The sequence below is a fragment of the Streptosporangium sp. NPDC050284 genome (assembly GCF_044459525.1).
Lineage (GTDB): Bacteria > Actinomycetota > Actinomycetes > Streptosporangiales > Streptosporangiaceae > Streptosporangium.
Map to the genome: position 1 here is coordinate 69,746 of NZ_JBITIZ010000002.1, position 26,482 is coordinate 96,227.

At 70.8% G+C, this 26,482-nt stretch carries 29 protein-coding genes; 12 read left to right on the forward strand and 17 right to left on the reverse strand.

Annotation, left to right across the window (positions count from 1 at the left end; all coding sequences use genetic code 11):
• Positions 1-56: 56 nt before the first annotated feature.
• From ACIBH4_RS04650 to ACIBH4_RS04660, 3 genes are all read right to left on the reverse strand, one after another.
• A complete protein-coding gene (locus ACIBH4_RS04650) occupies positions 57-962 on the reverse strand; it encodes a PD-(D/E)XK nuclease family protein (protein WP_362764120.1) in 906 nt (301 codons plus the stop codon).
• On the reverse strand, positions 963-1,685 hold the full coding sequence (locus tag ACIBH4_RS04655; protein WP_362509892.1) for an MBL fold metallo-hydrolase: 723 nt from the start codon (positions 1,683-1,685) through the stop codon (positions 963-965).
• A gap of 87 nt (positions 1,686-1,772) precedes the next feature.
• Positions 1,773-2,414: a DUF6758 family protein gene (locus ACIBH4_RS04660; RefSeq protein ID WP_362509889.1), complete on the reverse strand. Its 642-nt coding sequence runs from the start codon at positions 2,412-2,414 to the stop codon at positions 1,773-1,775.
• A gap of 74 nt (positions 2,415-2,488) precedes the next feature.
• Between ACIBH4_RS04660 and ACIBH4_RS04665 the strand changes: the two genes are divergently transcribed.
• Positions 2,489-2,887: an NUDIX domain-containing protein gene (locus ACIBH4_RS04665; RefSeq protein ID WP_350947885.1), complete on the forward strand. Its 399-nt coding sequence runs from the start codon at positions 2,489-2,491 to the stop codon at positions 2,885-2,887.
• 63 nt (positions 2,888-2,950) lie between these two features.
• On the opposite strand, the gene ACIBH4_RS04670 is transcribed toward ACIBH4_RS04665, so the two are convergent.
• Positions 2,951-6,130 (reverse strand): hypothetical protein, encoded by a 3,180-nt coding sequence (locus ACIBH4_RS04670; protein WP_362509886.1) that lies wholly within the window; start codon positions 6,128-6,130, stop codon positions 2,951-2,953.
• Between the two features lie 381 nt (positions 6,131-6,511).
• On the opposite strand from ACIBH4_RS04670, the gene ACIBH4_RS04675 reads away from it, so the two are divergent.
• Together ACIBH4_RS04675 and ACIBH4_RS04680 are read left to right on the forward strand one after the other, a co-directional pair.
• Positions 6,512-7,174 carry a hypothetical protein gene (locus tag ACIBH4_RS04675; RefSeq protein ID WP_362509883.1) on the forward strand — a complete coding sequence of 221 codons (663 nt, stop codon included), beginning with the start codon at positions 6,512-6,514 and terminating at the stop codon, positions 7,172-7,174.
• Positions 7,174-7,740, forward strand: coding sequence for a DUF6529 family protein (locus ACIBH4_RS04680; protein WP_362509880.1), 567 nt, complete (start codon positions 7,174-7,176; stop codon positions 7,738-7,740). Before ACIBH4_RS04675 ends, ACIBH4_RS04680 begins: the two co-directional genes overlap by 1 nt.
• Here the strand turns inward: ACIBH4_RS04680 and ACIBH4_RS04685 are convergent.
• On the reverse strand, positions 7,730-8,671 hold the full coding sequence (locus ACIBH4_RS04685) for a CoA ester lyase (RefSeq protein WP_362509878.1): 942 nt from the start codon (positions 8,669-8,671) through the stop codon (positions 7,730-7,732). The genes ACIBH4_RS04680 and ACIBH4_RS04685 overlap by 11 nt on opposite strands.
• Before the next feature lie 238 nt (positions 8,672-8,909).
• On the opposite strand from ACIBH4_RS04685, the gene ACIBH4_RS04690 reads away from it, so the two are divergent.
• Together ACIBH4_RS04690 and ACIBH4_RS04695 are read left to right on the forward strand one after the other, a co-directional pair.
• Positions 8,910-9,485 carry a biotin transporter BioY gene (locus ACIBH4_RS04690; protein ID WP_362509875.1) on the forward strand — a complete coding sequence of 192 codons (576 nt, stop codon included), beginning with the start codon at positions 8,910-8,912 and terminating at the stop codon, positions 9,483-9,485.
• Positions 9,486-9,545: 60 nt separating this feature from the next.
• A complete protein-coding gene (locus ACIBH4_RS04695; RefSeq protein WP_362509872.1) occupies positions 9,546-9,911 on the forward strand; it encodes a hypothetical protein in 366 nt (121 codons plus the stop codon).
• On the opposite strand, the gene ACIBH4_RS04700 is transcribed toward ACIBH4_RS04695, so the two are convergent.
• The gene (locus ACIBH4_RS04700; RefSeq protein WP_362509870.1) at positions 9,886-10,830 is read right to left on the reverse strand and encodes a DMT family transporter; all 945 of its coding nucleotides are present in this window, start codon (positions 10,828-10,830) and stop codon (positions 9,886-9,888) included. The genes ACIBH4_RS04695 and ACIBH4_RS04700 overlap by 26 nt on opposite strands.
• Before the next feature lie 139 nt (positions 10,831-10,969).
• Here ACIBH4_RS04700 and ACIBH4_RS04705 point away from each other — a divergent pair, with 139 nt between their 5' ends.
• Complete coding sequence (locus ACIBH4_RS04705) at positions 10,970-12,214, forward strand: magnesium transporter MgtE N-terminal domain-containing protein (protein ID WP_362509867.1); 1,245 nt, start codon at positions 10,970-10,972, stop codon at positions 12,212-12,214.
• The gene (locus ACIBH4_RS04710; protein WP_362509864.1) at positions 12,207-12,686 is read left to right on the forward strand and encodes a DUF1003 domain-containing protein; all 480 of its coding nucleotides are present in this window, start codon (positions 12,207-12,209) and stop codon (positions 12,684-12,686) included. Before ACIBH4_RS04705 ends, ACIBH4_RS04710 begins: the two co-directional genes overlap by 8 nt.
• 38 nt (positions 12,687-12,724) lie before the next feature.
• On the opposite strand, the gene ACIBH4_RS04715 is transcribed toward ACIBH4_RS04710, so the two are convergent.
• A complete protein-coding gene (locus tag ACIBH4_RS04715) occupies positions 12,725-13,204 on the reverse strand; it encodes a MarR family transcriptional regulator (protein WP_362509861.1) in 480 nt (159 codons plus the stop codon).
• A 265-nt stretch (positions 13,205-13,469) separates the two neighbouring features.
• Here ACIBH4_RS04715 and ACIBH4_RS04720 point away from each other — a divergent pair, with 265 nt between their 5' ends.
• Positions 13,470-14,612, forward strand: a complete 1,143-nt coding sequence (locus ACIBH4_RS04720; RefSeq protein WP_362509858.1) for an Mrp/NBP35 family ATP-binding protein — start codon at positions 13,470-13,472, stop codon at positions 14,610-14,612.
• A gap of 161 nt (positions 14,613-14,773) precedes the next feature.
• On the opposite strand, the gene ACIBH4_RS04725 is transcribed toward ACIBH4_RS04720, so the two are convergent.
• The 5 genes from ACIBH4_RS04725 to sigE form a co-directional block, all read right to left on the reverse strand.
• On the reverse strand, positions 14,774-15,142 hold the full coding sequence (locus tag ACIBH4_RS04725) for a sec-independent translocase (RefSeq protein ID WP_362509855.1): 369 nt from the start codon (positions 15,140-15,142) through the stop codon (positions 14,774-14,776).
• 120 nt (positions 15,143-15,262) lie between these two features.
• Positions 15,263-16,888 (reverse strand): trypsin-like peptidase domain-containing protein, encoded by a 1,626-nt coding sequence (locus tag ACIBH4_RS04730; RefSeq protein WP_362509852.1) that lies wholly within the window; start codon positions 16,886-16,888, stop codon positions 15,263-15,265.
• Positions 16,889-16,983: 95 nt separating this feature from the next.
• Positions 16,984-18,051, reverse strand: a complete 1,068-nt coding sequence (locus ACIBH4_RS04735; protein WP_362509849.1) for a sigma-E factor regulatory protein RseB domain-containing protein — start codon at positions 18,049-18,051, stop codon at positions 16,984-16,986.
• Positions 18,048-18,578 carry a zf-HC2 domain-containing protein gene (locus ACIBH4_RS04740; protein WP_362509846.1) on the reverse strand — a complete coding sequence of 177 codons (531 nt, stop codon included), beginning with the start codon at positions 18,576-18,578 and terminating at the stop codon, positions 18,048-18,050. The genes ACIBH4_RS04735 and ACIBH4_RS04740 overlap by 4 nt, the downstream gene beginning before the upstream one ends.
• Before the next feature lie 52 nt (positions 18,579-18,630).
• Positions 18,631-19,263: an RNA polymerase sigma factor SigE gene (gene sigE, locus ACIBH4_RS04745; protein ID WP_362509843.1), complete on the reverse strand. Its 633-nt coding sequence runs from the start codon at positions 19,261-19,263 to the stop codon at positions 18,631-18,633.
• Positions 19,264-19,434: 171 nt separating this feature from the next.
• Between sigE and ACIBH4_RS04750 the strand changes: the two genes are divergently transcribed.
• Together ACIBH4_RS04750 and ACIBH4_RS04755 are read left to right on the forward strand one after the other, a co-directional pair.
• On the forward strand, positions 19,435-20,085 hold the full coding sequence (locus ACIBH4_RS04750) for an O-methyltransferase (RefSeq protein WP_362509840.1): 651 nt from the start codon (positions 19,435-19,437) through the stop codon (positions 20,083-20,085).
• Positions 20,086-20,412: 327 nt separating this feature from the next.
• On the forward strand, positions 20,413-20,637 hold the full coding sequence (locus ACIBH4_RS04755) for a hypothetical protein (RefSeq protein WP_362509837.1): 225 nt from the start codon (positions 20,413-20,415) through the stop codon (positions 20,635-20,637).
• Positions 20,638-20,802: 165 nt separating this feature from the next.
• Here ACIBH4_RS04755 and ACIBH4_RS04760 read toward each other — a convergent pair whose 3' ends face one another.
• Both ACIBH4_RS04760 and ACIBH4_RS04765 read right to left on the reverse strand, forming a co-directional pair.
• Entirely contained in the window at positions 20,803-22,302 is a 1,500-nt protein-coding gene (locus ACIBH4_RS04760; protein ID WP_362509834.1) for a leucyl aminopeptidase family protein, read from the reverse strand.
• A 207-nt stretch (positions 22,303-22,509) separates the two neighbouring features.
• Positions 22,510-22,677 (reverse strand): DUF3117 domain-containing protein, encoded by a 168-nt coding sequence (locus tag ACIBH4_RS04765; RefSeq protein WP_084195322.1) that lies wholly within the window; start codon positions 22,675-22,677, stop codon positions 22,510-22,512.
• A gap of 190 nt (positions 22,678-22,867) precedes the next feature.
• Between ACIBH4_RS04765 and ACIBH4_RS04770 the strand changes: the two genes are divergently transcribed.
• On the forward strand, positions 22,868-23,650 hold the full coding sequence (locus tag ACIBH4_RS04770; protein WP_362509830.1) for a PaaX family transcriptional regulator C-terminal domain-containing protein: 783 nt from the start codon (positions 22,868-22,870) through the stop codon (positions 23,648-23,650).
• A 206-nt stretch (positions 23,651-23,856) separates the two neighbouring features.
• Here the strand turns inward: ACIBH4_RS04770 and ACIBH4_RS04775 are convergent, their stop codons facing one another.
• Positions 23,857-24,441 carry a DNA-3-methyladenine glycosylase I gene (locus tag ACIBH4_RS04775; RefSeq protein WP_362509827.1) on the reverse strand — a complete coding sequence of 195 codons (585 nt, stop codon included), beginning with the start codon at positions 24,439-24,441 and terminating at the stop codon, positions 23,857-23,859.
• Positions 24,442-24,494: 53 nt separating this feature from the next.
• Complete coding sequence (locus tag ACIBH4_RS04780; RefSeq protein ID WP_399171455.1) at positions 24,495-25,415, reverse strand: hypothetical protein; 921 nt, start codon at positions 25,413-25,415, stop codon at positions 24,495-24,497.
• Positions 25,416-25,438: 23 nt separating this feature from the next.
• Here ACIBH4_RS04780 and ACIBH4_RS04785 point away from each other — a divergent pair, with 23 nt between their 5' ends.
• Positions 25,439-25,909 (forward strand): hypothetical protein, encoded by a 471-nt coding sequence (locus ACIBH4_RS04785; RefSeq protein ID WP_362509821.1) that lies wholly within the window; start codon positions 25,439-25,441, stop codon positions 25,907-25,909.
• On the opposite strand, the gene ACIBH4_RS04790 is transcribed toward ACIBH4_RS04785, so the two are convergent.
• Positions 25,886-26,473 (reverse strand): TIGR00730 family Rossman fold protein, encoded by a 588-nt coding sequence (locus ACIBH4_RS04790; RefSeq protein WP_362509819.1) that lies wholly within the window; start codon positions 26,471-26,473, stop codon positions 25,886-25,888. The genes ACIBH4_RS04785 and ACIBH4_RS04790 overlap by 24 nt on opposite strands.
• Positions 26,474-26,482 lie beyond the last annotated feature (9 nt).

Consider the following 26,482-nt stretch of genomic DNA (forward strand, 5'->3'; position numbering starts at 1 on the left):
TCGGCGAGACAGCCCTCGGTCTCATCGCGGGGGACGCTGTCGCCAAGTCCTCGCCATCAGTCGGCGAGGGCCGCCCAGGGCTCGCGCTCGGTGCCCGCGGCCTGCCCCTCGGGGCAGTGACGGCGGAAGTCACACCACGAGCACAGGGGTCCCGTACGGGGCGGGAAGGCCGCGTCGACCTCGGGGGGCACGACGGGCGGGGCGTGGTCGCCACCGCGCGCCTTCGCAGGGGCGGCTCCCTTGGGCCGGGCCGTGGCCGACCACTCCCTGTAGCGCTCGTCGGCGCCGGACGCCTCGACGGCTATCTCCTCGGCGTGGCCCAGATGGCGGGCGAGCGACTCGTCGGTGTGCTCCCACTCCACGATCGAGGCGGTCGGCAGGTGGTGGAGCTCGACCCGGTGGCAGGGGCGGCGCATCATCCGGGAGGAAGCGATGGCGTAGACCGCCAGCGCGAGCGAGGAGCGGGCGTCGTCGGTGGTGAGCGGGCGTCTGCCGGTCTTGTAGTCGACCACGACCAGCTCCTCGCCGCGCCGGTCGAGCCGGTCCACCCGGCCGGAGAGCGCGACGACGGAGGTGCGCGTGGCGACCGTACGCTCGACGCCGACCGGCTCGGCGGAGGGGTCGAGGCTCGCCACGTATCCGCAGACCATCTCCCGGGCCCGATCCCGCCAGGTCCGCGACTGCTCCGCGTCGCGGAACCCCTCGTTGATCCATCCCCTGGTGAGCAGGCTTCCCGCGACCTCGGGCGTACGCCGCTCGGGCGGCTCACGCCACCAGGCGGCGAGGGCGTTGTGGACGCTGGCGCCCACGCTGTTGTGCGCCCACGGCGGGCCCTTCCGCGGCGCGGGCCGGTCCAGGTAGGTGAACCGGTAGCGGCGGGGGCAGTCGAGCCAGTTGTTCAGCCGCGACGGCGTGCAGGCGTAGAGCCGTCGCGGCATGCCCTTCAGGGGAAGCTGATCCATTTAGGGCTGTTCGTCCCGGAGGTTCAGCCGGATTCCCGCCGCGCGCGTGCCGTCGGTGAGCGGCCCCTCCTCTTCCGGCGCCTCGGCGCCGCGGGTCAGCGATCCGGAGAGCCAGGCGTCGAACTGGGGCTCCAGGTCGCCGATGGTCGTCTCCTCCCCGTGCGCGGGCAACACCCGGGTGCTGTGCGGCAGGGTGAACAGCCGCCCGCCGATCGCCGTCAGCTGGTCGGCCAGGGCGGGATACTCACCGCCGATCCTGCCGGGGCCGTCGGCCTGGAGGGTCTTGCCGGTGAAGACCGCGTCCAGGGCCTCGCAGTACAGCGAGACACCACCCTGGGAGATGCCGGGGGTGGACATGACCTCCAACTGGACGCCACCGACCTCGAACAGGCCCTCGTCCTCCATGGCGATGTCGGGCCAGGTATCGGGCCAGGTCAGCCGCCACAGCGGCCGGTCCTTCGGGTGAAGGGCGACCACCGCCTCGTCTCTGGCCGCGACCTCGATGGCCGCGCCCACGTGGTCGGGCAGGCCGTGGGTGCAGATGATCGCCAGCACCTCCCGCTCGCCGACCTTCTCCAGGATCTTCTCCGCGTCGCGCGCGGCGTCGATGACGATGACATCCTCGTCGTCACCCAGGATCCACGTGTTGTTCTCGACCTTGTGCTCGACGCCGTCGACATCGACGACGCCCTCGGTCACCACTCGCTCGATACGCGCTGTCACGCTTCCGAACTTTACTGCCTACACCCGCCCTCCGGTTCGGACAGAACGGTCAAGGCTCCGAACAAAGGGGACGCGAGCGGGCGAGTGTCAGGACGCCGGGAGGTCCAGACGCGGGGAAAACGCCCCGAAGGGCAGGTCAAGAGCCTGGTCCTGGTCGCGCAGGTCGCGCAGGGAGAGCTCGGCGAGGGTGATGAGGTAACCGGCCTCGGCGGGCCACACGACCGCCCAGAGCCAGTTTCCCATCGCCTCACCCGCGTAGACGGCCCGGTCGGGGGCGGCGGTGACGCACCACAGGGAGCACGGATGGCCCCTGACGTCGATCTTGGCGTGCGGCGGGCCCTGGTCGAACCCGGTGCCGGGGTCGGTGCCCTCCAGCCCCGCGAACGCCGCGCCGAGCCCCACCCCGGGCTCCTCCGCGATGATCAGCAGGTCGGCGGGACCGTGGGTCAGCGAGGGGCCGGAGACCGCGACCACGGTCGCCCGCGTGCCGCTGCGCTCGTCGCCCGCCTCGGCGAATCCCGTGACCAGCCACCCCGTGGGCAGCGGCCAGGGAACCCAGGCGGGGACGCGGGAGTCTCGGGTGACGGCCTCCACCGCGGCGGACGACGGCGGTCTGGGTGGCTGGAACGGCAGGACATCGCCGTGCGGACCGCATCTCCAGGAGCTTGACCAAGCACTCGGCGGACGAAGCGGGCCGAAACACCGTGGACAGATAGGGGCGGCTTTCACGCCTACCCACGCTGCTTCTTGTACCGGTCATCCGTCAAGAGGCTGGGGCGTTATCACAACGTAATCTTGTTCACGTGCGCGTAAATTGTGTTGGAGCAATCGTCCTCGACGGGTCGGGGCGGATGCTTCTGGTACGTCGTGGCCACCCGCCGGGCGAGGGCCTGTGGTCCGTCCCCGGAGGGCGGGTCGAATCCGGGGAGTCCGACTCCGAGGCGGTCGTGCGGGAGGTCCTTGAGGAGACCGGGCTCACGGTCGTCCCCGGACGTCTGGCCGGGACCGTCGACCGCCCCGGTCCCGGTGACACCGTCTACGAGATCCGCGACTACCTCGCCGAGGTCTCCGGCGGCACGCTCGCCGCGGGGGACGACGCCGCGGACGCCCGCTGGTTCACCCGCGAGGAGCTCGCGCGCCTCCCCCTCACCCCCGGCCTGCTGGACGCGCTGACCGAGTGGGCGGTCATCGCGCCCGGGTGAGCGCCACGGGATCGCCGCGAGCGCCACGCGGCGCGGGTGAGCGCGTGGCGCCGCGGTTTCCTGTCATCGTGACGAGGTGAGCGTGGAGCGCCACAGGGTGAGGTGGTCCGCGCTGTAGGTGGTGGAGCGGCCCAGGGCGACGACCTGGGCGCCGGAGACCGCCACCGCGCCGAGCCACTGGGCGCCCTCGCCGTCCAGGCTGCCCTGGCTGGGGGTGTGGCGCTGCCAGTTGAGGCCGTCCTCCGAGGTCCAGGCCGCGCTGTCGCCGGCCCCCGCCACCCCGTGCCAGCCGACGGCCACCACGCCCTCGGGCGTCGCGGCGAGATCCTGGACGGCGGACGCCCGGTCCGTGGGGAACCAGGAGAACTCCCAGCTCGCACCGTTGTCGTCGGAGACCGCACCGAACGCCTTCCTGCCCTCCTCGGTCTGTGCCGTGCCCGCCGCGACGACATACCCGCCGTACAGGACCACGTGCCGCAGGCCCGCGGACGTCGCCCCCGGCGGCAGGACCGGCTTGCGCGCGGTCCAGTTGACCCCGTCGGCCGACACCCACACCACGCCGGTCTCGCGCTCGGCCGTACCGGTGCCGCCGACGGCGACGTACCCGGACGAGGTCGCCGAGACGTCGTACAGCCGCACCCCCGTACCGCCCGCGGGAAGCTTGGACGCCCTGGAGAAGCGCTTGAGGTCGGTGGAGAACCACAGGACGGGCACGGTGGCGGCGGGGCCGCGGTCCTCGCCCGCCATGACGTAGCCGGACGGCCCCGCCGCCACCGCGTGCGGGGCGAGGAAGTCGTGGTCGTCCGTCGGCGCGAGGGGGCCGAGCACCGGCACCCTGCGCCAGCTCTCACCGTCTGAGGAGGTGAAGAGCAGGGGCTCGGTGGACGAGGCGTCGGTCATCGTGCTGCCCGCCGCCAGCCAGCCCCGCCTGCCGTGCGCGACGTCGGCGAGCGCCTGTCGCCTCGGGCCGCCGAAGAGCCGCGCGGGGCCGCCCGCCTTCCAGGCGTCTCCGGCGGCGCTGCCCCAGATCCCGGCGTCGCCGGAGACGGTGCCCACCGCGACGAACCTGCCGTCCCCCGAGGCCACCCTGGCCGTCTCGCGGGCGGCTCTGGCGAGGCCCTGGATGCCGCTCAGGGGGACCGGCCTCGCCTCGCCTCCCTTGGGCGCGGTGATGAGGACCACCCGGTTGTCCACGTCGGCGGCGCGCTCGTCGCCGCCGACGACGAGTGTGCCGGTGTCGGACAGCGCGAGCGCCCGCAGCGAGCCGGGCACCTCGCCGAGATCGGTGGTCTTGCTCCAGTCGCGGCCGTCCTCGCTGGTGTGGACGGTGTAGCGCTCGAAGCCGGACTCGACGACCGCGGCCACCCCCGCCGAGGAGGAGGCGAGGCGCTTGACACCCGTGCCCTCCTGCCCCAGGCCGGTGATGGCGCCGCAGGCCTTCCAGTCGGCGCCCTCTCCAGAGCAGTAGACGCGGACCTCGCCCTTGTCGCTGCGCTGCTGGGTCGGTACGAGGACGAACCCGTCGCCGGCCACGGCCAGCGCGCCCGGCTCGGGGATGACGTCGTTGAGCGCGGCACCGGTGCGCTGCCAGTTCCTGCCGCCGTCGGACGAGCGCAGGATGACCGAGGTGGACTGCCCCTGGGCCGGGTCCGCCAGCGCGACGACGGCGCCACCCCTGGCGACGACCGCCTTCATGCCGCGCACCTTGTCCGGCATGCCGATCTCCCGGGTCTCCACCCGGTCCCAGGCGCGCCCGTCCGGGGAGACCCAGGCGACGGCCCCGGTGGTGCCGTCCTCCAGTACGGCGGCGCCGACCGCGACGAAACCGGAGTCGGTCCTCGCCAGATCCATGATCTTGTCCCCGCGGGCGAAGGCGCCCAGCTCGCCGGGGTCGGCCGCGGTCCAGGCGTAGCCGTCGGAGCTGGTCCACAGGCCGTGCCCGCCGCCGAGAGGATCGTTTCCCGCCGCCAGCCAGAGGCCGTCGCCGCCGGCCACCCGGCCCACCGTGGTCGGCCCCGTCTCGTACCCCTCCGGGCCGGTCACCTTGCCCAGCTGCCAGGTCGTGCCGCCGTCGGGGGAGACGAGGAACAGCGGCCTGGGGACCGGGCTGGTGGTGTCGCTGCCGACCGCGACCATGACGGAACCCACGGAGGCCACCGCGTTGAGCACCTGGTTGGATCCGTTGCCGCCGACACCGGCCTGCGGCACGAAGTTGTCGTCGCCCGACGTCACCTCGTCACCGACCAGCCGGAGTCCGGTGGCGAACGGGCTGCTCACCCAGCCCCACAGGACCAGGCCACCGCCGACCGCGACGGTGAGGACCAGGACCATCAGGAACGGGATCACCAGACCGCGGCCGCGCCTGCGCCTGGTCGGGCTGGAGCGGCGCACCGCGGAAGGTGCGGTGGCCTGGCGGTGGTGCCGCCCGCCGTTCGTCCCCCGCCTGCCCGGCGGGCCCTGTGCGACGAGCATGTCGGGCCTGGCGGGCCTGCCGCCCGGTGGGCGCCCCACCCTTCGTACCGGCTCGAAGTCGTCCTCGGCCGTCGCGGAGGGCCACTCGGGCTCGGGTTCGGACACCGGCCCGGACGGCGCTCCGTGCTCGGGTCCGGGGTCCGGCCGCGCCTCCGGCGCCGGTTCGGGTGTGGCCGCGATGCTCGGCTCGACCCTGATCCGATCCTCGGCGGAGGGGTGCGAGGGCTCCTTTCTCCCACTTCCTCCCGGTTCGCGGGGCGGCCCAGAGGCGACGAGGAGGTCGGGGCGATCCGCTCTTCTCCTCCTCCCGCGCGCTGGAGCCGGTCCTGAGGCGACGAGGAGGTCGGGACGGTCCGCGGGCCGCGGCCGCCCCTGCTCGGGCGTGGCGTGGCGCCCCTGGCCCGCTGACCGCTCCTCCTCGCCTGAGGGATCGGCGGAGGTCTCCGGCGCGGGCGAGGGGCCTGAGGACTGGGAGGAGGGGCCGTAGGGGCGGGCGTACGGTCGGCGGCGCTCGCTCCCGAATCCCTCGGGGCGGGCCTGCTGCGGCTCGCCGTCGTCCGGGGTCGGCGCGGCGAACGGCGGGAGCATCCACGGGGAGGCCATGGGACGCCCTCGCGTGCCGTCGTCCGAGGGGCCTGGCGGGGAGTGCTGGATCGTCGGCGGTGACGTCTGGGGCTCCTGGGACCTGCCTTCGTGTATAGCGTCGTCGTGCACGCCGTCGTCATCCGCCGGCCACTCTCGCGAGCGCGGGTCGTGGGGGCCCGAGGCCACGCTCAGCACCTCCTTGCAGGAAGCCCATTCAGACCGGGACACCCCGTCCCGGACCGTTCCAGTCGTCTCCGTAACAGCAGGCCGCAACCCCTATGGATGCGGCAAATCGCAGCGTTCCTACTAGTACCCCGTTCTCCGGAAACGATCACCTCCCGCGACCGGATACCCGGTCCCCGGCCGTACACAGTCAAGAGCAACACGTCCGGGCCGCGATGACGAGACCTCTCTAGTCAGATTTTTCAATCCAGTACCGGAATTATCCGGCTTTCTCGTAGTCGGTGAGGATCCAACGTCGTCCCTCCGAGTGCGGATTAGTTCACAGACGGCCGGAACCAGGGCCTGTACATCTGATGTCACCACCCACCACCCCAGGGAGCGGATATGACACGGCTGGGGCCCGTATACACACTGGCGGCAGGAGCGGTGATGGCCGTCGCCCTCGGCGTGGCCAGCGCCACCACCTCGCCCGCCACGCGGACCGTCAACGCCCAGGACGACACACCCGCCACGCCCGCCCAGGCCATCACGGAGGCGTCGCCCGCACCGGAGGTCGTCAAGACGGCCAGGCCCACCCCCGCCAAGGCCGACTACGCCGGGCGGGTCACCGGCAACGGCGGCCTGATCGCCGTCTCCGTCAGGAACGGCAAGGCGGTCGGCTACTTCTGCGACGGCAAGATCGAGGCCTGGATGAAGGGCAGGGCCGCCGACGGCAAGGTCACCCTGTCCGGTCGCGGCGACGCCTCGCTCACCGCCCGTCTCGGCGGCGGCGGTGCCGCGGGAACCCTCGGTTTCGGCGGCAGGAAGTGGAGCTTCAAGGCTCCGACCGTGAAGAAGCCCTCCGGCCTCTACCGGGCGACCGCGCTCGTCCGCGGCGCCGACGTCCGCGCCGGATGGATCTATCTTGACGACGGCACCAGGGTCGGCCTCACCCTCGTGGGCGACGAGGTCGCCGACGTGCCGATCCCCGAGCCCGGCGAGAACGCCGTCGTGAACGGCGTGGAAGTCGATCCCCGGGACGTCGACGAGTTCATCGAGGGGTTCTGATGAGTGACACACAGATCACACCGGTCCCGCGGCCGCGGGCGAACAACGTCGCCCCACTCCTCCTCCCGCTCGTCGTCGGCGGGCTGGTGGCGGTCGGGCTCGGCGTCTACGGGCGAGCCCACACGCCCACCGGGTACGCGATCGGACCGGCCGGATTCTCCGGGGCACTGGCGATGAAGTCCTGGCTCACCACCGGCGCGTTCCTGCTGGCGCTCGTCCAGCTCTTCTCCGCCCTGGTCATGTGGGGCCGGATCAAGCTGGACGTGCCGTGGATCGGTGCCCTGCACCGCTGGTCGGGGCGGGCGGCGTTCCTGCTCACGATCCCGGTGGCACTCCACTGCCTGTACGCGCTGGGCGCCCAGTTCGACGTGCCGCGCGTGATGATCCACTCACTGCTCGGCTGCTTCTTCTACGGCGTCTTCACCGCGAAGATGCTGTCGCTGCCCAGGCGGGGGCTGCCCGGCTGGACCCTCCCGGTCCTCGGTGGGCTCACCTTCGTCGCCCTCACCGGCCTCTGGCTCACCTCGTCGTTCTGGTTCTTCACCACGATCGGGGTCAGGTTGTAGGCGGGGTGAAGGCCGTGGTGCGCCGCAGACCGGCGGCCCTGCCCTTCGCCGCGACCACCAGCGCCATCTTCCTGGACGCCTCGTCGATCATCTCGTCGCCGAGCATGACCGCGCCGCGCCTCTCGACCGTCGTGTAGTACTCGTACGCGTCGAGGATCAGCTCGGCGTGGTCGTAGTCCTCCTGCGGCGGCGAGAACACCTCGTTCGCGGCCTCGATCTGGGAGGGGTGGAGCACCCATTTCCCGTCGAACCCGAGCGCCGCGGCCCGCCCCGCCACGCGGCGGAACCCGTCGAGATCCCTGATCGCGAGGTACGGGCCGTCGATGGCCTGCAGGTCGTGCGTCCTCGCGGCCATCAGGATGCGCATCAGGATGTAGTGGTAGGCGTCGCCCTCGGTGTAGCCGGGCGGCTGCTCACCGACCACCAGGGTCCGCATGTTGATCGAGGCCATGAAGTCGGCCGGGCCGAACACGAGCGTCTCCAGGCGTGGGGACGCTCCGCCGATGGCGTCCACGTTGACCAGGCCCCTCGCGTTCTCGATCTGGGCCTCGATGCCGATCCGGCCGACCGGGAGGCCGTTCGCCCTCTCGATCTGGGTGAGCAGCGTGTCGAGCCACATCACCTGGGCCGCGTCCTCCACCTTGGGCAGCATCAGGCAGTCGAGAAACTCCCCCGCGCCCTCCACGACCTCGATGACGTCCCGGTAGGTCCACTGGGTGCCGAGGTCGTTGACCCGGACGACCCTCGTCCTGCCCGACCAGTCACCCTCGCGCAGGGCGGCCACGACGTTCTTGCGCGCGCCCTCCTTGGCGAGCGGCGCGACGGAGTCCTCCAGGTCGAGGAAGACCTCGTCGGCGGGGAGCCCCTGGGCCTTCTCCAGGAATCTGGGGTTGCTGCCGGGCACCGCGAGACACGAACGTCGAGAACGCATGGGGAACACGCTAACGCCCTCGGGGAGGTGGACGGCAGACCGGGCGCCGCCACGCCCACGCGCCGGGACGAGCCTGGCGACGCCGTGACCTCGGCCGGAACACACCGGATGAGGACGAGGACACCCCTGTGGCCTCCGCACAAAGACCCCGCCCTGTTCTTGGTGATGATCTCGTAGGACCCTTGCCTGAGATGTCAGAAGAATGGACATCAGGAATCTGCCAAGGGAGACACGCACGATGGCAAACGCTTCTTCGGTGGCAAGGCCCGCCGTACTGTCCGACCTCATCCCCGCGTCGCGCGTCCGCGACGTCGCGCTCGTGGTCGGCGGCGCCGCCCTGACGGGTCTGGCCGCGCAGCTGAGCTTCCCGCTGCCCGGCTCACCGGTTCCGGTCAGTGGCCAGCCCTTCGCGGTCCTGCTGGTCGGCGCCGCCCTCGGCATGAACCGCGCGACGCTGAGCATGGCGCTCTACATGCTGGCCGGTGTCGCGGGCGTGCCGTGGTTCGCCGCCGGCGCCTCCGGCTTCGGCGGGGCGTCCTTCGGATACATCATCGGCTTCATCGCCGCGGCGGCCGTCGTCGGCAAGCTCGCCGAACGCGGAGGCGACCGCACCGTACCGCGCACGATCGGCACGATGATCCTCGGCAACCTGGTCATCTACGCCTTCGGCCTGCCGGTCCTCATCGCCGTCGCCCAACTGGATCTCGCCACCGGCCTCGCCCTGGGCGTGGTGCCCTTCCTGCTCGGCGACGCCGTCAAGATCGTCATCGCGGCGGGACTGCTCCCGGCCGCCTGGAAGCTCTCCCGGCGCTGACCCGGCGACGTGTACGGCCTGTACCGCCATTCGGGGAGGCACAGGCCGTACATTCGTCTCATGGGTGTGATCGAGGAGGGCGCGAAGAAGTCGAGCGTCCTGTGGCTGTCGCTGGACCGGCCCCGGCTGGCCTGGCACACCTGGCACGACGGCGCGATCTACCTGGTCACCGGCGGGGGCGAGCAGCCGCTGCCGGGGCTGGCGGAGGCCGGGGAGGTGCGGGTGACGCTGCGCAGCAAGGACAACGGCGGGCGCCTGGTCGCCTTCGACGCCTCCGTGGAGGTGGTGGACCAGGCGAATGCCCCCGACGCGGTGGCCGCGCTCGCCAAGGAGCGGCTCAACGCCCCCGACGGGGCGAGGCTTCTGGAGCGCTGGGCCGCGGTTTCCAAGGTGATACGGCTCACCCCACGCGAGCCGGTTCCCTGACCTCTTCGACGGGCGAGGGCAGCGCGGCCGTGGCCCGCTGTGCCAGGTAGGCGCCGACCAGGACGATCAGGCCACCCGCGATCTGGAAGGGGCCGAGTGCCTCGCCCAGCAGGATCCAGGCGACCACCGCCCCGGCGATGACCTCCAGAGAGGCGACGGTGGAGCCGATCGCGGCCGAGAGGCGGCGGATCGCGAGGACGCCGAGGATGTAGGCGGCGGCCGTGGCGACCACGATCAGCCAGACCAGCGCCCCGACGACCGGCAGCGTGTGGCCGCCCTCGGGGGTGGCGGTCCCGCTGATCGCCTCCCAGGGGATGTTCCACGGCTGGGAGAACGGCAGGAGCACCACGGCGGCGCCGAGCAGGCCCCAGGCGATCAGGCCGAGCGGGTCGATGTCGTCGCCGAAGCTGTCACTGAGCAGGAAGTATCCGGCGCAGCACGTCATCGCGACGAAGGCCAGCAGCAGGCCCACCGGGTCGAGGGCGAGACCGGACCAGACCTCCACCACGATGCCGAGGCCGACCACGGCGACGACGGCACCGACGAAGGCCGCCCGTGGCAGCCGTACCCGTCGGACGAACCGCACCCAGAGCACCACCAGCACCGGCGAGGTGTACTCGATGAGCAGGGTGACGCCGACCGGCAGCCGGGTGATCGCCGCGAAGAACAGCGCCTGCACACCGGCGACCGCGACCACCGCGTACACCAGGAGGAACGGCAGCCGCGAGCGGGGGATGCGCAGGGCCGCGGGCCGGGCGACCGCGAGGATGCCGGCGAGCAGCAGCCCGGCGCCCGCCATGCGGATCCAGACCGCCTCCAGCGGGGCGAGTCCCGCCGCGCCCAGATATCTGGCCATGGGACCCGAGAAGGCGAAGGCCAGGGACGACGCGAGCGCGATCAGGAGTCCTGCACGTCTCATGACCCACCATTTCTGTAATTACCGTTAAGCGGCTTTGATGCTGTCATGCTGGAGTGTCGGCCAGCAAGTGAGTTCCGCGATGTGAGCAGGGGAGCGTGGCAGTGACCGATCGGTCCGGGATGCGGCCTACGCTTCAGATGTGAGGATCTTCATCGCACGTCTCGCCGGAACCCCGGTCTTCGACCCCGCGGGGGACCAGATCGGCCGGGTCCGCGACGTGGTGGTGGCCATCGCCGGAAGCGAGCCGCCGCACGTGCACGGGCTGGTCGTCGAGGTGCAGCCCCGGCGGAGGGTCTTCCTGCCGATCACCCGGATACGCTCCGCCAAGGCCGGCGCCGTCGTCTTCAGCGGCCAGCTCAACATGCGCAGGTTCGAGCAGCGGGCGACCGAGACCCTCGCCATCACCGAGCTGCTCGACCTCGGCGTGGAGGTCGACGGCGAGCGGATGACGGTCCTGGACCTGGCCATGGAGGAGACCAGGCGCTCGGAGTGGCTGATCACCAAGGTGGCGGTGATCGAGAGCCCTCCCGGCCTGGGGCTGCGCCGGCGCGGCGCGACCAGGATCGTCGACTGGCGCGAGGTCCACGGCTTCGGCGCCGTCCAGAAGGACCAGGGCGCGGCCAACCTGCTGGTCGCCTTCGAGTCGATGCGCGCCGCCGACCTGGCCGGCGCCCTGCACGATCTGCCCGCCAAGCGGCGGGTCGAGGTGGCCGCCGCCCTCGACGACGTACGGCTCGCGGACGTGCTCGAAGAACTTCCCGAGCGGGACCAGATCGGCATCCTGAGCAGGCTCGCCCCCGAGCGGGCCGCGGACGTGCTGGAGGAGATGAACCCCGACGACGCGGCCGACCTGCTCCAGGACCTCCCCGCCGAGCAGGCCGAGGCGCTGATGGCGCTGATGGAGCCCGAGGAGGCCGCGCCGATCAGGCGACTGCTGATCTACCCGGAGAACACCGCGGGCGGCATGATGACGAGCGAGCCGGTGATCCTGCCCCCGAACGCGACGGTCGCCGAGGCACTCGCCAACGTCCGCCAGCGCGAACTCACCCCGGCCGTGGCCGCGCAGGTCTACGTGACCCGGCCGCCCGTCGAGACGCCCACCGGCCGCTTCCTCGGCCTGGCCCACTTCCAGCGGCTGCTGCGCGAACCGCCCTCGACCCTGCTCGGCGGCATCCTGGACACCTCCCTCGACCCGATCAGACCCGAGTTCACCCTGCACCAGGTCACCTCCTACCTGGCCAACTACAATCTCGTGGCGGCTCCCGTGGTGAACGAGGCGGGACGCCTGGTCGGCGCGGTCACCGTCGACGACGTGCTCGACCACCTGCTGCCGGACGACTGGCGCGAGCGGGACGACCGACCGAGAGAGGGCGGGAATGGCTGACCGTCTCGACCAGCCCAGGCAGCCCGGCCTTCGGTTGCGCCCCCACTACGACCCCGAGGCGTTCGGGCGGCTGTCGGAGCGGATCGCCCGCTTCCTCGGCACCGCCAGGTTCCTGGTTTACATGACGGTTTTCGTCGCCGTCTGGGTGCTGTGGAACGTCCTCGTCCCCCACCCGCTGAAGTTCGACCCCTACCCCTTCATCTTCCTCACGCTGATCCTGTCGCTCCAGGCCTCGTACGCGGCGCCGCTGATCCTGCTCGCCCAGAACCGGCAGGACGACCGCGACCGGGTCCAGAACGAGAACGACCGCAGGGCTGCGGAGCGCAACCAGGCCGATCTGGACTACCTCACCCGGGAGATCGCCGCCCTGCGCATGGCGCTCGGCGAGGTGGCCACCCGCGACTACATCCGTTCGGAGCTGCAACGCCTGCAGGAGGACCTCTCCGAGCCCCAGAGGTCCATGGAGCCGTGAGCCCGCGCGACCTCCGGCCGGTCCTGGGAGGCGAGGGCTCAGTACGGGTCGGTGCCGGAGCCGGGGAAGAGCTTGTTCAGCATGGCCGCGCACTGCCGCAGCTCGTCGGGGTCGAGCATGTCCAGGAACTGGCCGCGGACCCCGCGCAGGTAGGTGGGGCCGGCCTCGGCCAGCCGCGCGGCCCCCTCGTCGGTGAGGACGGCGAACAGGCCGCGCGCGTCGCTGGGGCACGCCTCGCGCTCGACCAGGCCGTCACGCTGGAGACGGTCGATGAGCCGGGTCAGGCCGCTGCGCGACAACAGCACCCTGTCCGCCAGGTCGTTCATCCTCAGCCGCCGCTCGGGCGCCTCCGACAGCTGCGACAGGACCTCGTACGAGGCCAGGGCCAGATCGTGCTCGACCAGCAGGTCGGCCTCCAGAACCCGGGTGATGCGGACCTGGGCCCGCTGGAGCATGCGCCAGACCACCAGCTCCTCCGAGCCGGTGCTCCCTCTTGACTCGCCCGCTGTGAGGGTCACGGAGTAACCTTAGAACGTTGCACGTGCACCTACACAGCGAATTGTCCGAATCCAGCGACCATCACCGGTTTCGGAATTCCTTTCGGTGTTCTCGGGTTCATACCATGGGCTCACGACGCCGACCGCTCCCTGACGGGATCGGCCTCCTGCCAAGCCATACGGGCGCCACGACAGGCGGGGCCCGCCTGTGAGACGCCTCATCGATAACAGACAAGGAGGGACGGCATCCTCGTCGCCCCCGGGTGACGTGATTGCCGACACTTCGATGGCACCTACCACGGAACTGGTGATGGCCGCCCTCGCGACCGTCAACGACCCTGAGATCCGTCGGCCGATCACCGAACTCGACATGGTCAAGAGCGTCGACATCTCCCCCGAGGGAGCCGTACGTGTCGCGATCTACCTGACGGTCTCCGGTTGTCCCATGAAGGACACCATCACCCGAGACGTCACCGGCGCCGTCTCCAAGGTCGACGGGGTGACCGGTGTCTCCGTCGAGATGGACGTGATGAGCACCGAGCAGCGCAAGACGCTGCAGACCAAGTTGCGGGGCGCGAAGGGACCGGAGAAGGAGATCCCCTTCGCCCAGCCCGGCTCGCTGACCCGCGTCTTCGCGGTCGCCTCGGGCAAGGGCGGCGTCGGCAAGTCGTCCGTCACCGTCAACCTGGCCGCCGCGATGGCCGCGAGCGGCCTGAAGGTCGGCGTCGTCGACGCCGACATCTACGGCCACAGCGTTCCGCGCATGCTCGGCGTCTCCGAGCGCCCCACCAAGGTCGAGGACATGATCATGCCGCCGGTGGCGCATGACATCAAGGTCATCTCGGTCGGCATGTTCAAGCCGGAGGGCAACACCCCGGTCGTGTGGCGTGGCCCGATGCTCGACCGTGCCCTGCACCAGTTCCTCGCCGACGTCTACTGGGGCGACCTGGACGTATTGCTGATGGACCTGCCCCCGGGCACCGGTGACATCGCGATCTCCGTGGCGCAGCGGATGCCGTCCGCCGAGCTCCTGGTGGTGACCACCCCGCAGCAGGCCGCCGCCGAGGTCGCCGAGCGCGCGGGGTCGATCGCCGTCCAGACCCACCAGCAGATCGCCGGTGTCATCGAGAACATGTCGTGGCTGCCCTGCCCGCACTGTGACGAGCGGATCTCGGTCTTCGGTGAGGGCGGTGGCCAGAGCGTGGCCGACGCGCTCACCCGCACCCTGGGGTCCCGCGTGCCGCTTCTGGGCCAGGTGCCCATCGACACGCGTCTGCGCGAGGGCGGCGACGAGGGCAAGCCGCTCGTGCTGACCGACCCGGACGCCCCGGCCGCGACCGAGCTGAGCCGCATCGCCGCGTCCCTCAGCAAGAAGTCGACCAGCCTCAAGGGGCTCCAGCTCGGCATCTCGCCCACCCGGCGCGGCTGAGGCGGCTGCGTCAGAGGCCGACGGACCGGCCCCGCGAGGCCTGGAGCGGCCTCTCCCGCGACGCGACGGCGGCGGCGTCCCCGGAACCGGGGGCGCCGCCGTCTGCCGTGTGAGAGGCGCCTCAGCGCCGCAAAACGGAAAAACTACGCAAAGTTCAACGGCTAGGTCGCGTCGGAGTCGTACGGGGGGATCTCGCCGTACCCCAGCTCCCCACCGCCGCTCATCGCGTGGTGGTCGGTCGCCGGTTCCGCGGTGGCGGTGGTCGCCGAAGTGCCGTTCAGGTCGTCCTCAAGGTCGGCGATGAGGTGCTTTCTGACGAAGTTCTTCGGATTGAGGTCGGCCGGGTCGAAGTCGGCGAACTCGGGACCGAGCCCCGTCCGCAGGTCGTCTCTCGCGTTGTTGGCCATCCGGCGCAGGTTGCGTAGCGTCTTGCCCGCCTGTGAGGCGGCCTGGGGCAGTTTCTCCGGGCCGAAGACGAGAAGGGCGATCACCACCAGCGCCACGATCTCAGGCCAGCCGAGTCCGAACACGGTGATCTCCTACCGGGAGGAAGGTGCCAGAAGCACCTCTCCGGCCACACGCCGGAGAGGTTCCACACTAACGCCCCCACAGGTGAGCACGCGCCTCACCCCGTCTCTCAAAAGGGCCGCTCAGGAGGGTTGGGGTGAGGGCTGCTCGGGGGCGGTGCCAACGGTGACGGTCGCGGTCTTCTCCTCGCCGCCACGCTGGTACTTGACCGCGAGCTTCTCACCGGGAGCCCTGTTACGGATCATGGCGATCAGCTCGTTGCCGTCCTGGAGCACGACGCCGTCGATCTCCAGGATGACGTCTCCGGGCTTGAGACCGGCCTGGGCCGCGGGACCGTTCGGCTCGACCGGCTGGGTGCCCTGCCTGGACTCGGTGGCGATGCGCACCCCGACGCCCTGATAGGTCGGGTCGATGGCGACGCCGATGCGCGACTTCTTCGCCTTGCCCGTGGTGATCAGCTCCTGGGCGACCCGCCGGGCGTGGTTCACCGGGATGGCGAAGCCGAGGCCGATGCTGCCGCTCTGGCCGCCGACCGACCTGCCGAGCGTGGCGATCGCCGAGTTGACGCCGATCACCTCGCCGTTCACGTTGACCAGCGGTCCCCCCGAGTTGCCGGGGTTGATGGCCGCGTCGGTCTGCACGGCACTGAGCCAGGTGGTGTCGGAGCTGTTCTCCTCACCCGCCTGGACGGGCCGGTTGAGCGAGCTGACGATGCCGGAGGTCACGGTGCCGGTCAGGCCCAGCGGGGATCCGATGGCGATGACAGGGTCTCCCACGACCACGTTGTCCGAGTTGCCGAGAACGATCTCGGGGGCGCCGAAGGTCTCCGCGGGCTTGACCACCGCCAAGTCGGACTCGGGGTCACGGCCCACGACGACGGCCGAGGTGGACTTGCGGTTGTTGAACTGGATCTGGATCTGGCTGCGCGAGTCGGCGTTGGCCACCACGTGGTTGTTGGTCACCACGTAGCCGCCCTTGATCAGGAAGCCCGAACCGGTGCTGGAACTCACCCCGCCCTCGACGGCGAGTGACACCACGCTGGGCAGGACCTTCGAGGCCACGCCCGCGACCGACTCCGGAGGCCGGACGTTGGAGCCCGTCGGCGCCCCGCCCAGGCTGAAGGAGGGGTCGCGCCCCGAGGCCGTGGGCTTGGTGAGGAGGTAGGTGCCGACGCTGCCGAGCGTGGAGGCGAGCAACGCGATCACCAGGGCGAGGATCACCAGCGTGGTGGTGCGCGGCCCACTCCTGGCGGGCCTGGGCGGCGGACCGCCGAAACCTCCGGGGCCCATGGGAGCCCCGGGCGGCGGCGCCCAGCCGGGCCCCATGCCGAACGCCTGGGTGGGCGGAGGGGGCTGAGCGGACTGGGCGGCGAAGACCATCGTGTCCTGCCTGGGCGGCCTGCCAGAGGGGTCGCCCCAGCTGTGGCCCGCGGAACCGGGGCCCTGGTCGCCCTCACCGGGCGGCAGGTGCCTGTCGTGATGGCGCGACTCGGGCTGGTCCTGCGGCCTGCCCCACAGGGCGTGGTCGGACTGGGCGCCCGGCCGGCTCCAGCCGTCGTCGTCGCGGGGCTGCTCGGCCTGGAAGGGAGCACCCTCTCCGGCGGGCAGGAACTCGGGGCGGGAGAACTCGGGGCCGGACAAGTCGGGGCGGCGGGACTCCTGGGTGTCGTGTCCGCCGTCGGCGAATTCCGACGGCGTACGGCCCTCAGCATCGTTCGCCTCGCGGGCAGTACGGGCATCGTCGGTCATCGAATACTCACTACTCCTTGACTCGCGGACGGCCGCTCACCGGGGCAACCCGGCAATCTTCCCCCGAGTGACATACGCGATGTGTAAAGCACGCGCTATCCGAAGGGATTGACCCAGGAGAGCAGACGGCTGGCACCGCGGCCGAGCCGCGTCCAGAGATCGGGAACGGGCTCGTGCGGCAGCGCCGCGACAGCGGCGTCGACCATGTCGGCCGGCGCGTCGGCAAAGACAGTGTAGACATGACCCCCACTCGCCCAGATCGTCTCCTGCCCAGCAGGGTCTCGAATCCAGATCGTATGCCCCTTACGCCGTTCCGCATGCCAACCCTGGAGACGTTCTTCGTCAAGCATCCCAGACTGGATAAAAACCGACACAACCGACAAGCCATCTGAATACCCGAGATACAAGTATCCGGAGGGGACCGTGCGAGCGGCGAAGAGCTCCAGCCGTCCCGGCAGGGTGCGGGGGAAACGCAGACCCTCGGCTTCCATCCGCGGCAGCTCGGCCAGGTCAAGGCCACCGGCCGCCAGCGCGGGCGCCGCGCTCCTCACCACCGGATCGAGGGTCAGGTCGACGAAGGCTCCGGCCCTGACGACCCGCCCCTTCGTGTCCATGAGCTCGCGGCGCAGCACCGGACCTCCGTCCCGGTCGATCCAGTAGCGGGCGGCGACCGTGCCGTCGGCCCGCAGGACGTTCACCAGGCGGGCCGGGCGCCCGCAGGCGAAGCCCTCCCCCGCGTCCACGACCCGGTAGTTGCGGGCCATGACCTCGAGCATCACCTCGGACGGGCTGGACATGCCCCCGGCGGGGGTGCCGGGATCGGCGTTCCGCACCGAACCCGAGGGGGCGGCATCTCCCACGGAGCCCGAGGGCCCCGAGGACGCGGTGCGTACCGTCAACCCCTTTCCCGGGACGTTGCGCACCTCCAACACCTCCGAGGCGGCACCCGAGGTGCCCCAGGAGGTGACGTACTGGGTGCCGGAGTATCCGCGGGAGCGGCCCGCGGCCGCCGCCTCGCGGAGCAGGTGCAGGCCGGTGTCCTCGCTCTCGACGTCGTCCGGCGGCACGGCGTGCGGGGACCGGACGGCGTGTGCCGTACCGCCCGTCACCAGCCCCAGCAGCATGAGAGCGGCCAGGATGACCGTGGCGGGCAGCCGGATCACGGAGAGGGGGAGAGAGTCGGCGTCGCCGACCCGCCATAGGGCGCGGTGTTCCTGTGCTGGTTGGCGAACATGTCGACCGGCGGCACGATGCGCGGGTTGGGGTCGGCCCCGCCTACCACGAACAGGGTCCCGATGGCCACGGCCGCCGAGGCGACGCCCACCGCGACATAGCCCGCCCTGCGCGCGCGGCGGGGTCCTCCGGCACGGCCCCTGGGCCGGTTGTCGGGGGGAGCGATGCCGTGCATGCTCGGAATGGGCGCGCCACCGAAGGTGCGTGAGGCCCGAAAGGGGCGCTCACGCGGCGGCAACGGGCCGCCGGGCTCTGCCATTCGCAGCAGGGACATCGTCAGGTCGGTCGGCATCGCCGGACCGTCAAGGGAGCGCAACCGGCTCTTCAGTGCCCGCACGGCGTCGACCTCGGCCCTGCAGGGGGCACAGAAGGTCAGGTGCGAGAGGGCACGGTCGCGCTCGTGGTGATTCAGCTCACCGTCGACCAGCGCGGAAACGCGTTCTCCGAGGTGACTCATGCGCACTCCTTGCCAAGTGGCTCGTCGTGACATTCGTCATGACTGTGGTTTCTCATGCGAATTCCTCCCCGTGAGTAACGTTCGGGGGGAATTGATCGTTCCGCGGCGCACGATGGTCCAGCGCCTCACGCAACTGCGACCGCCCACGGTGAATCCTGCTGCGAATGGTGCCGAGCTTCACGCCCAGCGTCGCCGCGATCTCCTCGTAGGACAGCCCCTCGATGTCACACAGGACGACGGCCGCGCGGAACTCGGGCGCGAGCGCGTCGAGTGCGGCCTGGATGTCGGGCTCCAGATGGCTGTCGTCGTACACCTGGGCGGGAGAAGGCTCGCGTCCGCGCAACCGCTCGGCGGCGTCGTCGGCGAGCCCCTCGAACCTGATGCGCTGCTTACGCCGCGCCATGTCGAGGAACAGGTTGGTGGTGATGCGGTGCAGCCAGCCCTCGAAAGTGCCCGGCGTGTAGTTGGACAACGACCTGAAGACCCGGACGAAGACCTCCTGGGTGAGATCCTCCGCATCGTGCACGTTCCCGGTCAGCCGATAGGCCAGCCGGTAGACGCGCGCAGAGTGCGTCCGGACCACCTCCTCCCAGGTGGGAGGCGTCCAGTCGGACATGGGAGCTTCCGCCTGGTGGTCGGAACCCTCCACCGGCACTCCTCTCTCAGGGGCCACCGCTATCGCCATAGTGCCTGGTTTCGTCCCTTCGTGCGCACTCACTACCTTCAGGACCGGCAAAGGCCGCTTAAACCGTGCAACGCACCGGGGGTGACATGAGTTCCCGATCGGGCCTGCCTCCCTTAGGCTGCGACCCAGCGCCTATATGACTGTGTACGGAGAAAGCGGGAGGAGAGGCCGATGGCAGAGACGCCGACAAGTCCGTTGGAGGCCACTCTGGCCTATGCCGACGAGTTCCACAGGGAGGACGACATCCTGCGGGCCGCACGCATGCGCGGCACGGAGGTGGGGGCACCCCCGATCCTGCCCGGCGGCGGCGCCGCTCTCTGCTTCCTCGCCACCGCCATCAACGCCCGTGCCGTCGTGGAGATCGGCACCGGCTGCGGCGTGTCGGGGCTGTGGCTGCTCCGCGGCATGCGCCAGGACGGCACGCTCACCAGCGTGGACGTGGAACCCGAGCACCAGCGGCTGGCCAGGCAGAGCTTCGCCCAGGCCGGATTCTCCGGCGGCCGGATCCGCCTGATCACCGGCCGCGCCCTCGACGTGCTCCCCCGTCTCTCCGACGGCGGCTACGACCTCGTCTTCTGCGACGGCGCCATGCACGAGTACGCCGACTACCTGGCCGAGTCCGTCCGCCTGCTGCGGGTCGGCGGCATCGTCGTCTTCGACAACGCCCTCTGGGGCAACAGGGTGGCCGACCCCTCGCAGCGGGACCCCGACACGGTCGTCATCAGGGAGCTGGGCAAGCTGGTCCGCTCCGACGAGCGGCTCCGCCCGCTGATGATGCCCCTGGGAGACGGCATCCTGGCGGCCGTCAAGCTCGCCGACTGACAGGCGTCCCATGCGCTGAGGTGTTCAAGCCGGCTCCCGGTGCGCCCGAGCGATCGCCTCGTCATGCGGAGAGCCGGTTTTCAGGCGGCCGTGACGATGTTCACGGTGACGTCGCGGCGGGTCTGCCCGCCGACCGGCCGACGTCTCGACCGTCACCGCCCGCGACACGCCCCGGGGCCTGGCAATACCGTTCACACGGGTCCGGCAAGCGATCACCAAGATCCTGGGAGACGCGCGTCAATCCTCTATCGGCCGGAAACGATGCCGATAGGCCATGTCGCCACAACGCGGGCCTTTCCCACGATCACCGATACACAGGGGTGCGCCATGACGGTTGCCGCCAAGCTCGACAAACTGCTCGACAAGGAGTACGAGGGGTCCGATCTTCACTCGCTTACCAACGCGCCGGTCAGCGCGCTCTCCGGGGTGAGCGAGAGCGACGCCCAGGACCTGGCCAAGGCGTTCGGTATCAAGACCATCGGCGACCTCGGCCGCAACAAGCACTTCCGGGCCGCCGAGGCCATCGTCAGCCTCTCGGAGGCGAGCAGGTAGGAGTGGCCGGGCGGGAGCGGCGGCCCGCACCGGCCCCTTCGGGGGACCCGGTCCCGCGACCGCAGGCCGACCGGAGGCCAGGCCCACGGGCCTGGCCTCCGGCCTGGTCACCGCTATCCGCTCAGCGCCACGTGGTCGGCATTGTCAGCGTGGTCGGCGCGGCTGTCACCGCTCCCCGATCGGCGCTCCCTGGAGCCCCGACAGCCACCCGAGCAGCAGACGCACGCCGTACCCGGTGGCCCCCTTGCTGAGAACGCCCTCGTCGGCGCCGCTGCGGCCGACATTCGCGATGTCCAGGTGCGCCCACGGCCGTCCGCCGGTGAACTCGCGCAGGAACAGCGCCGCGGTGACGGAACCCGCGCCGTAGGTCGATCCCGCCTCGATGTTGGTCAGGTCCGCCACAGACGAGTCGAGCGCGGGGACATAGTCGTCGATCAGGGGCATCCGCCAGAGCCGCTCCCCGCTCGTCTCCCCCGCCTCGATCAGGGCGCCGGCCAACTCGTCGTCGGAGGCGAAGACCGCGCCGAGATCCTTGCCCAGGGCGATGCCGATCGCCCCGGTCAGCGTGGCGATGTCGATCATGACGTCCGGCTTCAGCTCCGCGTCGGCGTACGCCAGCGCGTCGGCCAGGACCAGACGGCCCTCGGCGTCGGTGTTGAGCACCTCCACCGTCCGGCCCCCGTACTGCGTGATCACGTCGGAGGGACGCTGGGCCGTGCCGGAGAAGGAGTTCTCGGCGGCGGCGACGAGGCCGGTGACCCGCACCCGCACGCCGAGCGCGGCCAGCGCGCCCAGAACCGCGATGACGACGGCTCCGCCGGCCATGTCGGTCTTCATGAAGACCATGTTGCTCGTCGGCTTGAGCGAAATGCCGCCGGTGTCATAGGTGATGCCCTTGCCGACCAGGACCACGTGACCGGTCGCGTCCTCGGGCTCGTAGGAGAGCTGGATCAGCCGGGGCGGGGTCACCGATCCCTGGCCGACGGCGAGGATGCCGCCGAACCCGCCGGAGCGCAGCTCTCGCTCGTCCCACACCCTCACCGCGACACCCCGCTCGGCGGCGCGCTCGGCGAGCCAGGCGGGTGACTTCACCGATGAGGGGGTGTTGGTCAGGTCTCTGGCGAGCGCCACGGCCTCGGCGACCACCTCGGCGGCGGCGACCTCCGTCTCGACCCCGTCGCCGACGAACTCGAGCGTCACCGGGGAGGACTTCACCTCACCGACCCTGAAGGTGTACGTGGCCAGGAGCGCGCCCTCCACGAACGCGGCCACCGGCCCGCTCGGGAGCACGATCCTGATGGCGTCCCTGCCCTTGCCGCGCCGCGCCACCGCCGCGCCCGCCTTGCGCAGGGTGGCCGGCGAACCGTCGCCGACCCCGTAGAGAAGCACCCGGCCGACGGCGTCGCCGTTCGCGACCGGAACCTCGACGATCTCGCCCGCCTCACCCTTGACCTTGTGGTGGGCGAGCAGCGCCGCCACGGGAACCGGCAGCTCGATATCGGGCGCGAGGCCGTCGGCGAAGGGGACGGCCAGCAACTCGGCGTCACCGGGGAGCCCGGCCCCTGGCCCCTCCCCTGCGGCCGGCTCCGCGCCCTCCGAGGACGCGACGGACAACCCCTGCGCGTAGGGAACGCGCGGCAGGAGCAGATGGGGGGAGATGGGCATAGCGGTAACTCCAGTCATCAGGCCCGGCGTGGGGAGAGGCACCGGGGAGAACAGCACGGCCCTGGCGCGAGCCACCGTGAGGCGGTCCGACGGCCAGGGCCGTGCAATCGTCTGTCCATCGTCGGTCTCGCGGGCCGTCGCAGGTGTCATGCTCCCCGAGCAAGCTCAAATAGGGCCCGGCTCCACCACTTCTGGTTTAGATCGGGATCAACCGACGATTTTCTTCAGTTCCTCACCGAGGGCACTTGCCTCGTCCGCCGAGAGTTCGACGACGAGGCGGCCGCCACCCTCCAGGGGAACCCGCATGACGATGCCCCTGCCTTCCTTGACGACCTCCAGCGGACCATCACCGGTCCTCGGCTTCATAGCCGCCATGCGTGTATCCCTTCCTGCTTCGGGCTCCGGATCTCCGACTGACCCGAGGGTGGCCGACGCATTCACGTCTTCTGTGATGTCCTATTATCCCGCCTCCGCAGGGAGAATGGGAACGATCAATCTCAGCGTCGGCTCATCCGGCGATCAAGACCGTTGTCCAAGCCCCCTTCAGACGGCCAAACTTGTCCTTGTGAACGCCCGCGCCGCTCTCTTCGATCTGTACGGGGACCACCTCAGGTTCCGAGGCGGTCGCGCGTCCGTGGCCGCCCTCGTTCGTCTGCTCGCCCCGCTGGACATCGCGGCTCCCGCAGTCCGCACCGCCGTCTCACGAATGGTCCGGCAGGGCTGGCTCACGCCGGCCCGGCTGCCCAGGGGGCCCGGCTACGAGGTCACTCCCAAGTGCGTACGCCGCCTTGACGAAACCGCACCAAGAATTTACCGAGTCGGAACGATCACGTGGAACGGCCGATGGCACATCCTCGTGGTGGAACCCGTGCGCGAGCGGCCCAGGCGGGAGCGCCTGCGCTCGGATCTCTCCTTCATCGGATACGCCTCCCTGTCGGAGACGACCTGGATCGGACCGCGTCCCTCCCCGGAACTCGACGCGATCCTCGAAGGCGTGGATCTCACCGCCGACCGGTTCGAGGCGGTGTTCGACGGCGACCCCGCGGCGCTGGTCGCCAGGACATGGGACCTGGACGCCATCGGGGCCGCCTACGAGGAGTGGATGGCCCAGGCGACGGAGCTGGTCGGCGGGCTGCCCGACAACGCGAGCGGCGACCAGGTGTTCGCCACCCGGAGCAGGCTGCTGCACGGCTGGCGCAACTTCCTGTTCCGCGACCCCGGGCTCCCCGCGGAACTCCTGCCGCGAGGCTGGCCGGGAGAGAAGGCGAGGATCTACTTCGAGCACGAGGCCGGGCGGCTGCTCCCTGCGGCCGCCGCCTTCGTCGACCGCCAGCTCAACGAGGTCTGAAACCACTCACGGAGTTCACCGGGCTCACGAACCCGCGCACCTCCAGGGCTCACGGGCCTCAAGAAAGACGTCGGGCGCCTCGCCTCCCCACGCGGGAAGGCGCCCTCGCGCTGCGGGCGTCGAGGAGAAAGACGTCGCGCGCCATCACCTCCCCGCACGAGAAGGCGCCCCCGCGCCACAGGCCTCCAGACCTCAGGGAAAAGACGTCAGGCTCGGCGTATCCAGCAGTCGACCAGGTGATCGTTGACCAGGCCGATGGCCTGCATCAGCGCGTAGGCGGTGGTCGGGCCGAAGAAACGAAAGCCGTGCGCCTTGAGCTCCTTGGCCAGCGCCTTGGAACCGGGGGTCTGGGCGGGCACGTCCGCAGGGGTCTTCGGGACGGGCGCGCCGGGGTCCGCGTGCTTCCAGACCAGGTCGGACAGGTCGACGTCGAGCGCGGCCCGCGCGTTCGCGATCGTCGCCTCGATCTTGGCCCGGTTGCGGACGATGCCCGCGTCGCCGAGCAGACGATCGACGTCCTCCTCGCCGAACGCGGCCACGGCCGGGATGGAGAATCCCGCGAAGGCCGCCCGGAAGTTCTCCCGCTTGCGCAGGATGGTGATCCACGACAGGCCGGACTGGAAGGACTCCAGCGAGATCCGCTCGAACACCTGGTCGTCGCCGGTGACCGGACGACCCCACTCCTCGTCGTGGTAGGCGATGTAGTCGGGGGCCGAGGTCGCCCAGCCGCAGCGCACGAGCCCTGGGGATTCCGCGGATTCCCTGGGCTGCGCGAGAGTCTCGGATGTCACAGGCTCACCTTGAACCACTGGGGCGCCCGGAGCCACTGCCCGCGAGGTCTCGGTCACCGGGTGTCCTCCGTCTTCCGCTCCCCCGTACGGAGGCCGACGGAACCGGGAGACGGCTCCTTCGAATCCGAAGTCTCGGACGAGGAAGAAGAATCCGACGCCTGAGGCGGCTCGGACGGCCTGGCGAAAGGCGACACGCCGGATGACCCGGATGAATCAGACGCCTCGTCGGGCTTGGCAGTCTCCTCCGGCTCGGAATCCTTGGAGGGCACATCCTCCTCAGACCTGAGAGGCTCCTCCGGCTCGGAGCTCTTGGAGGGCTCGGCCTCCGCAGGCTCGCCCGCGACCTTCGCCCCGTCAGAGAGCTTCTCGGAAGAGAGCTTCTGGGACGCCCCGAAACCCTTCCCGCCGGAGGACCCGGACGTCTCATCCCCGGCACGCGAAACCGCCCGCGGCCCGCTGGACAACTCCTCGGACGCCCCGAAACCCTCCCCGCCGGAAGACTCGGGTGATGTCTCACCCTCGGCACCCGGAACCGCCTGCGGCCCGCTGGACAACTCCTCGGACGGCCCGAAACCGTCCCCGCCGGAAAGCTCGTACGGCGCCTCGGGGCCGCGCGGCGAGGTCCGGGAGCCGGGGTTGAGCTCGTGACGAGCCTGGAGCCTGCCCGCGAGCAACTCCGACACCCGCTGCTCCAGCACGGCGATCCTGGTGTCACGCTCGCTCAGTGCCCCGGCGACCCGGCTCAGCGTCTCGTCCACGCTCTGCGTGTTGTATCCGACGAGGCTCACCGGGAGCTGGAGGGCCATGAAGTCGACCGCGCCGAGCTGACCTGCCTGGGGCAGGTTCAGCGGGGGCACGTCGGGGGCGAACTCACTCAGCTCCCCTCCCCGGCCCATGGCGACGACCGTGACACCGGCGATAACGGCTACAGCAGCGAGAGCTAATACGACCAGCACATACGAATCGTGCCACATCTGCGCTGACCTAGGATCGGATCATGACGTCCGCCCCCGGCTTGGAAGCCTTCGTCGTGCTCCGTCCCGGTGACCCGGGCGAGCCCGGCTGGGTCGAGGCCGTCTCGATCGGGGAGGTCGAGGAGCTCGCCCGTGCCGGGCGCACCGTGGTCGTCACCCCTGCCAGGCTCGCCGGCGTCGCCTCCGCCGCATCCGTACCGTCCGGTGACCTCGGGGAGTCCGACGAGGCCGAAGGCGGGGCGGACACGGCCGGAAACGCCGGGACCGGGATGGACGCCGGCGAAAACCCAGGAGCCGGGATGGGCACCGCCGGAAACGCCGCTAGGGAGCGGGACGCCGAGGCCGCCGAGCTCACCGCGGCCTCGATCTGCGCCTGGGCCGGTGCCCGCGTCTTCCGTACGGACCGCGTCGAACAGGTGCGGCTCGCGGTCGAGATGACCGACGCCCTCGCCGGGCGGCGGCCGCCCGCGCTAACCCGCCGTGGCCTCGCCTAGCTCCTCCGCGCTCGGCTCCAGGTGCCTGGTCGACTTCTCCAGCAGCCGGAACGCCTCGTCGACCGTGGTGGCCCAGGAGATGGCGTCGAAGACGTTCGGGCGGGTGAAGCCCGCCTCCTCCATGCCCTCGACCAGCTCCCGCAGCGGCTTGAAGATCCCCCAGGGATCGAGGACCACCAGCGGCTTGTCGTGCAGGCCCAGGGTGCGGGAGGTCCAGATCTCGAACAGCTCCTCCAGGGTCCCGATGCCGCCGGGCAGCACCAGGAAGGCGTCGGAGCGGGCGTCCATCACGCCCTTGCGCTCACGCATGTCGGTGGTGACCACCAGTTCGTCGGCACCGTCGTCCGCGAGCTCGATGTCGACCAGCGACTGAGGGATCACTCCGATGGTACGGGCGCCACCCGCGCGGGCCGCACGGGCCACGGCTCCCATGCAGGACACCCTGGCCCCGCCACTCACCAGGGAGTGGCCGCGCCTGGCGAGCTCGGTGCCGACCTGATCCGCCAGTTCCAGATACTTCTTGTCGATCTTCTGACTCGACGCGAGGAATATGCAAATGAACACGTGCCGACC

Coding starts and splice junctions, on each gene's coding strand:
- ACIBH4_RS04690 (WP_362509875.1), top strand. CDS start 8,910: ATGGCAAACGCTTCTTCGGTGGCAAGGCCCGCCGTACTGTCCGACCTC.
- ACIBH4_RS04755 (WP_362509837.1), top strand. CDS start 20,413: ATGACGGTTGCCGCCAAGCTCGACAAACTGCTCGACAAGGAGTACGAG.
- ACIBH4_RS04740 (WP_362509846.1), bottom strand. CDS start 18,578: ATGAGTCACCTCGGAGAACGCGTTTCCGCGCTGGTCGACGGTGAGCTG.
- ACIBH4_RS04785 (WP_362509821.1), top strand. CDS start 25,439: ATGACGTCCGCCCCCGGCTTGGAAGCCTTCGTCGTGCTCCGTCCCGGT.
- ACIBH4_RS04685 (WP_362509878.1), bottom strand. CDS start 8,671: ATGCGTTCTCGACGTTCGTGTCTCGCGGTGCCCGGCAGCAACCCCAGA.
- ACIBH4_RS04680 (WP_362509880.1), top strand. CDS start 7,174: ATGAGTGACACACAGATCACACCGGTCCCGCGGCCGCGGGCGAACAAC.
- ACIBH4_RS04750 (WP_362509840.1), top strand. CDS start 19,435: ATGGCAGAGACGCCGACAAGTCCGTTGGAGGCCACTCTGGCCTATGCC.
- ACIBH4_RS04710 (WP_362509864.1), top strand. CDS start 12,207: ATGGCTGACCGTCTCGACCAGCCCAGGCAGCCCGGCCTTCGGTTGCGC.
- sigE (WP_362509843.1), bottom strand. CDS start 19,263: ATGGCGATAGCGGTGGCCCCTGAGAGAGGAGTGCCGGTGGAGGGTTCC.
- ACIBH4_RS04675 (WP_362509883.1), top strand. CDS start 6,512: ATGACACGGCTGGGGCCCGTATACACACTGGCGGCAGGAGCGGTGATG.
- ACIBH4_RS04780 (WP_399171455.1), bottom strand. CDS start 25,415: ATGTGGCACGATTCGTATGTGCTGGTCGTATTAGCTCTCGCTGCTGTA.
- ACIBH4_RS04650 (WP_362764120.1), bottom strand. CDS start 962: ATGGATCAGCTTCCCCTGAAGGGCATGCCGCGACGGCTCTACGCCTGC.
- ACIBH4_RS04760 (WP_362509834.1), bottom strand. CDS start 22,302: ATGCCCATCTCCCCCCATCTGCTCCTGCCGCGCGTTCCCTACGCGCAG.
- ACIBH4_RS04730 (WP_362509852.1), bottom strand. CDS start 16,888: ATGACCGACGATGCCCGTACTGCCCGCGAGGCGAACGATGCTGAGGGC.
- ACIBH4_RS04700 (WP_362509870.1), bottom strand. CDS start 10,830: ATGAGACGTGCAGGACTCCTGATCGCGCTCGCGTCGTCCCTGGCCTTC.
- ACIBH4_RS04695 (WP_362509872.1), top strand. CDS start 9,546: ATGGGTGTGATCGAGGAGGGCGCGAAGAAGTCGAGCGTCCTGTGGCTG.
- ACIBH4_RS04765 (WP_084195322.1), bottom strand. CDS start 22,677: ATGGCGGCTATGAAGCCGAGGACCGGTGATGGTCCGCTGGAGGTCGTC.
- ACIBH4_RS04720 (WP_362509858.1), top strand. CDS start 13,470: ATGGCACCTACCACGGAACTGGTGATGGCCGCCCTCGCGACCGTCAAC.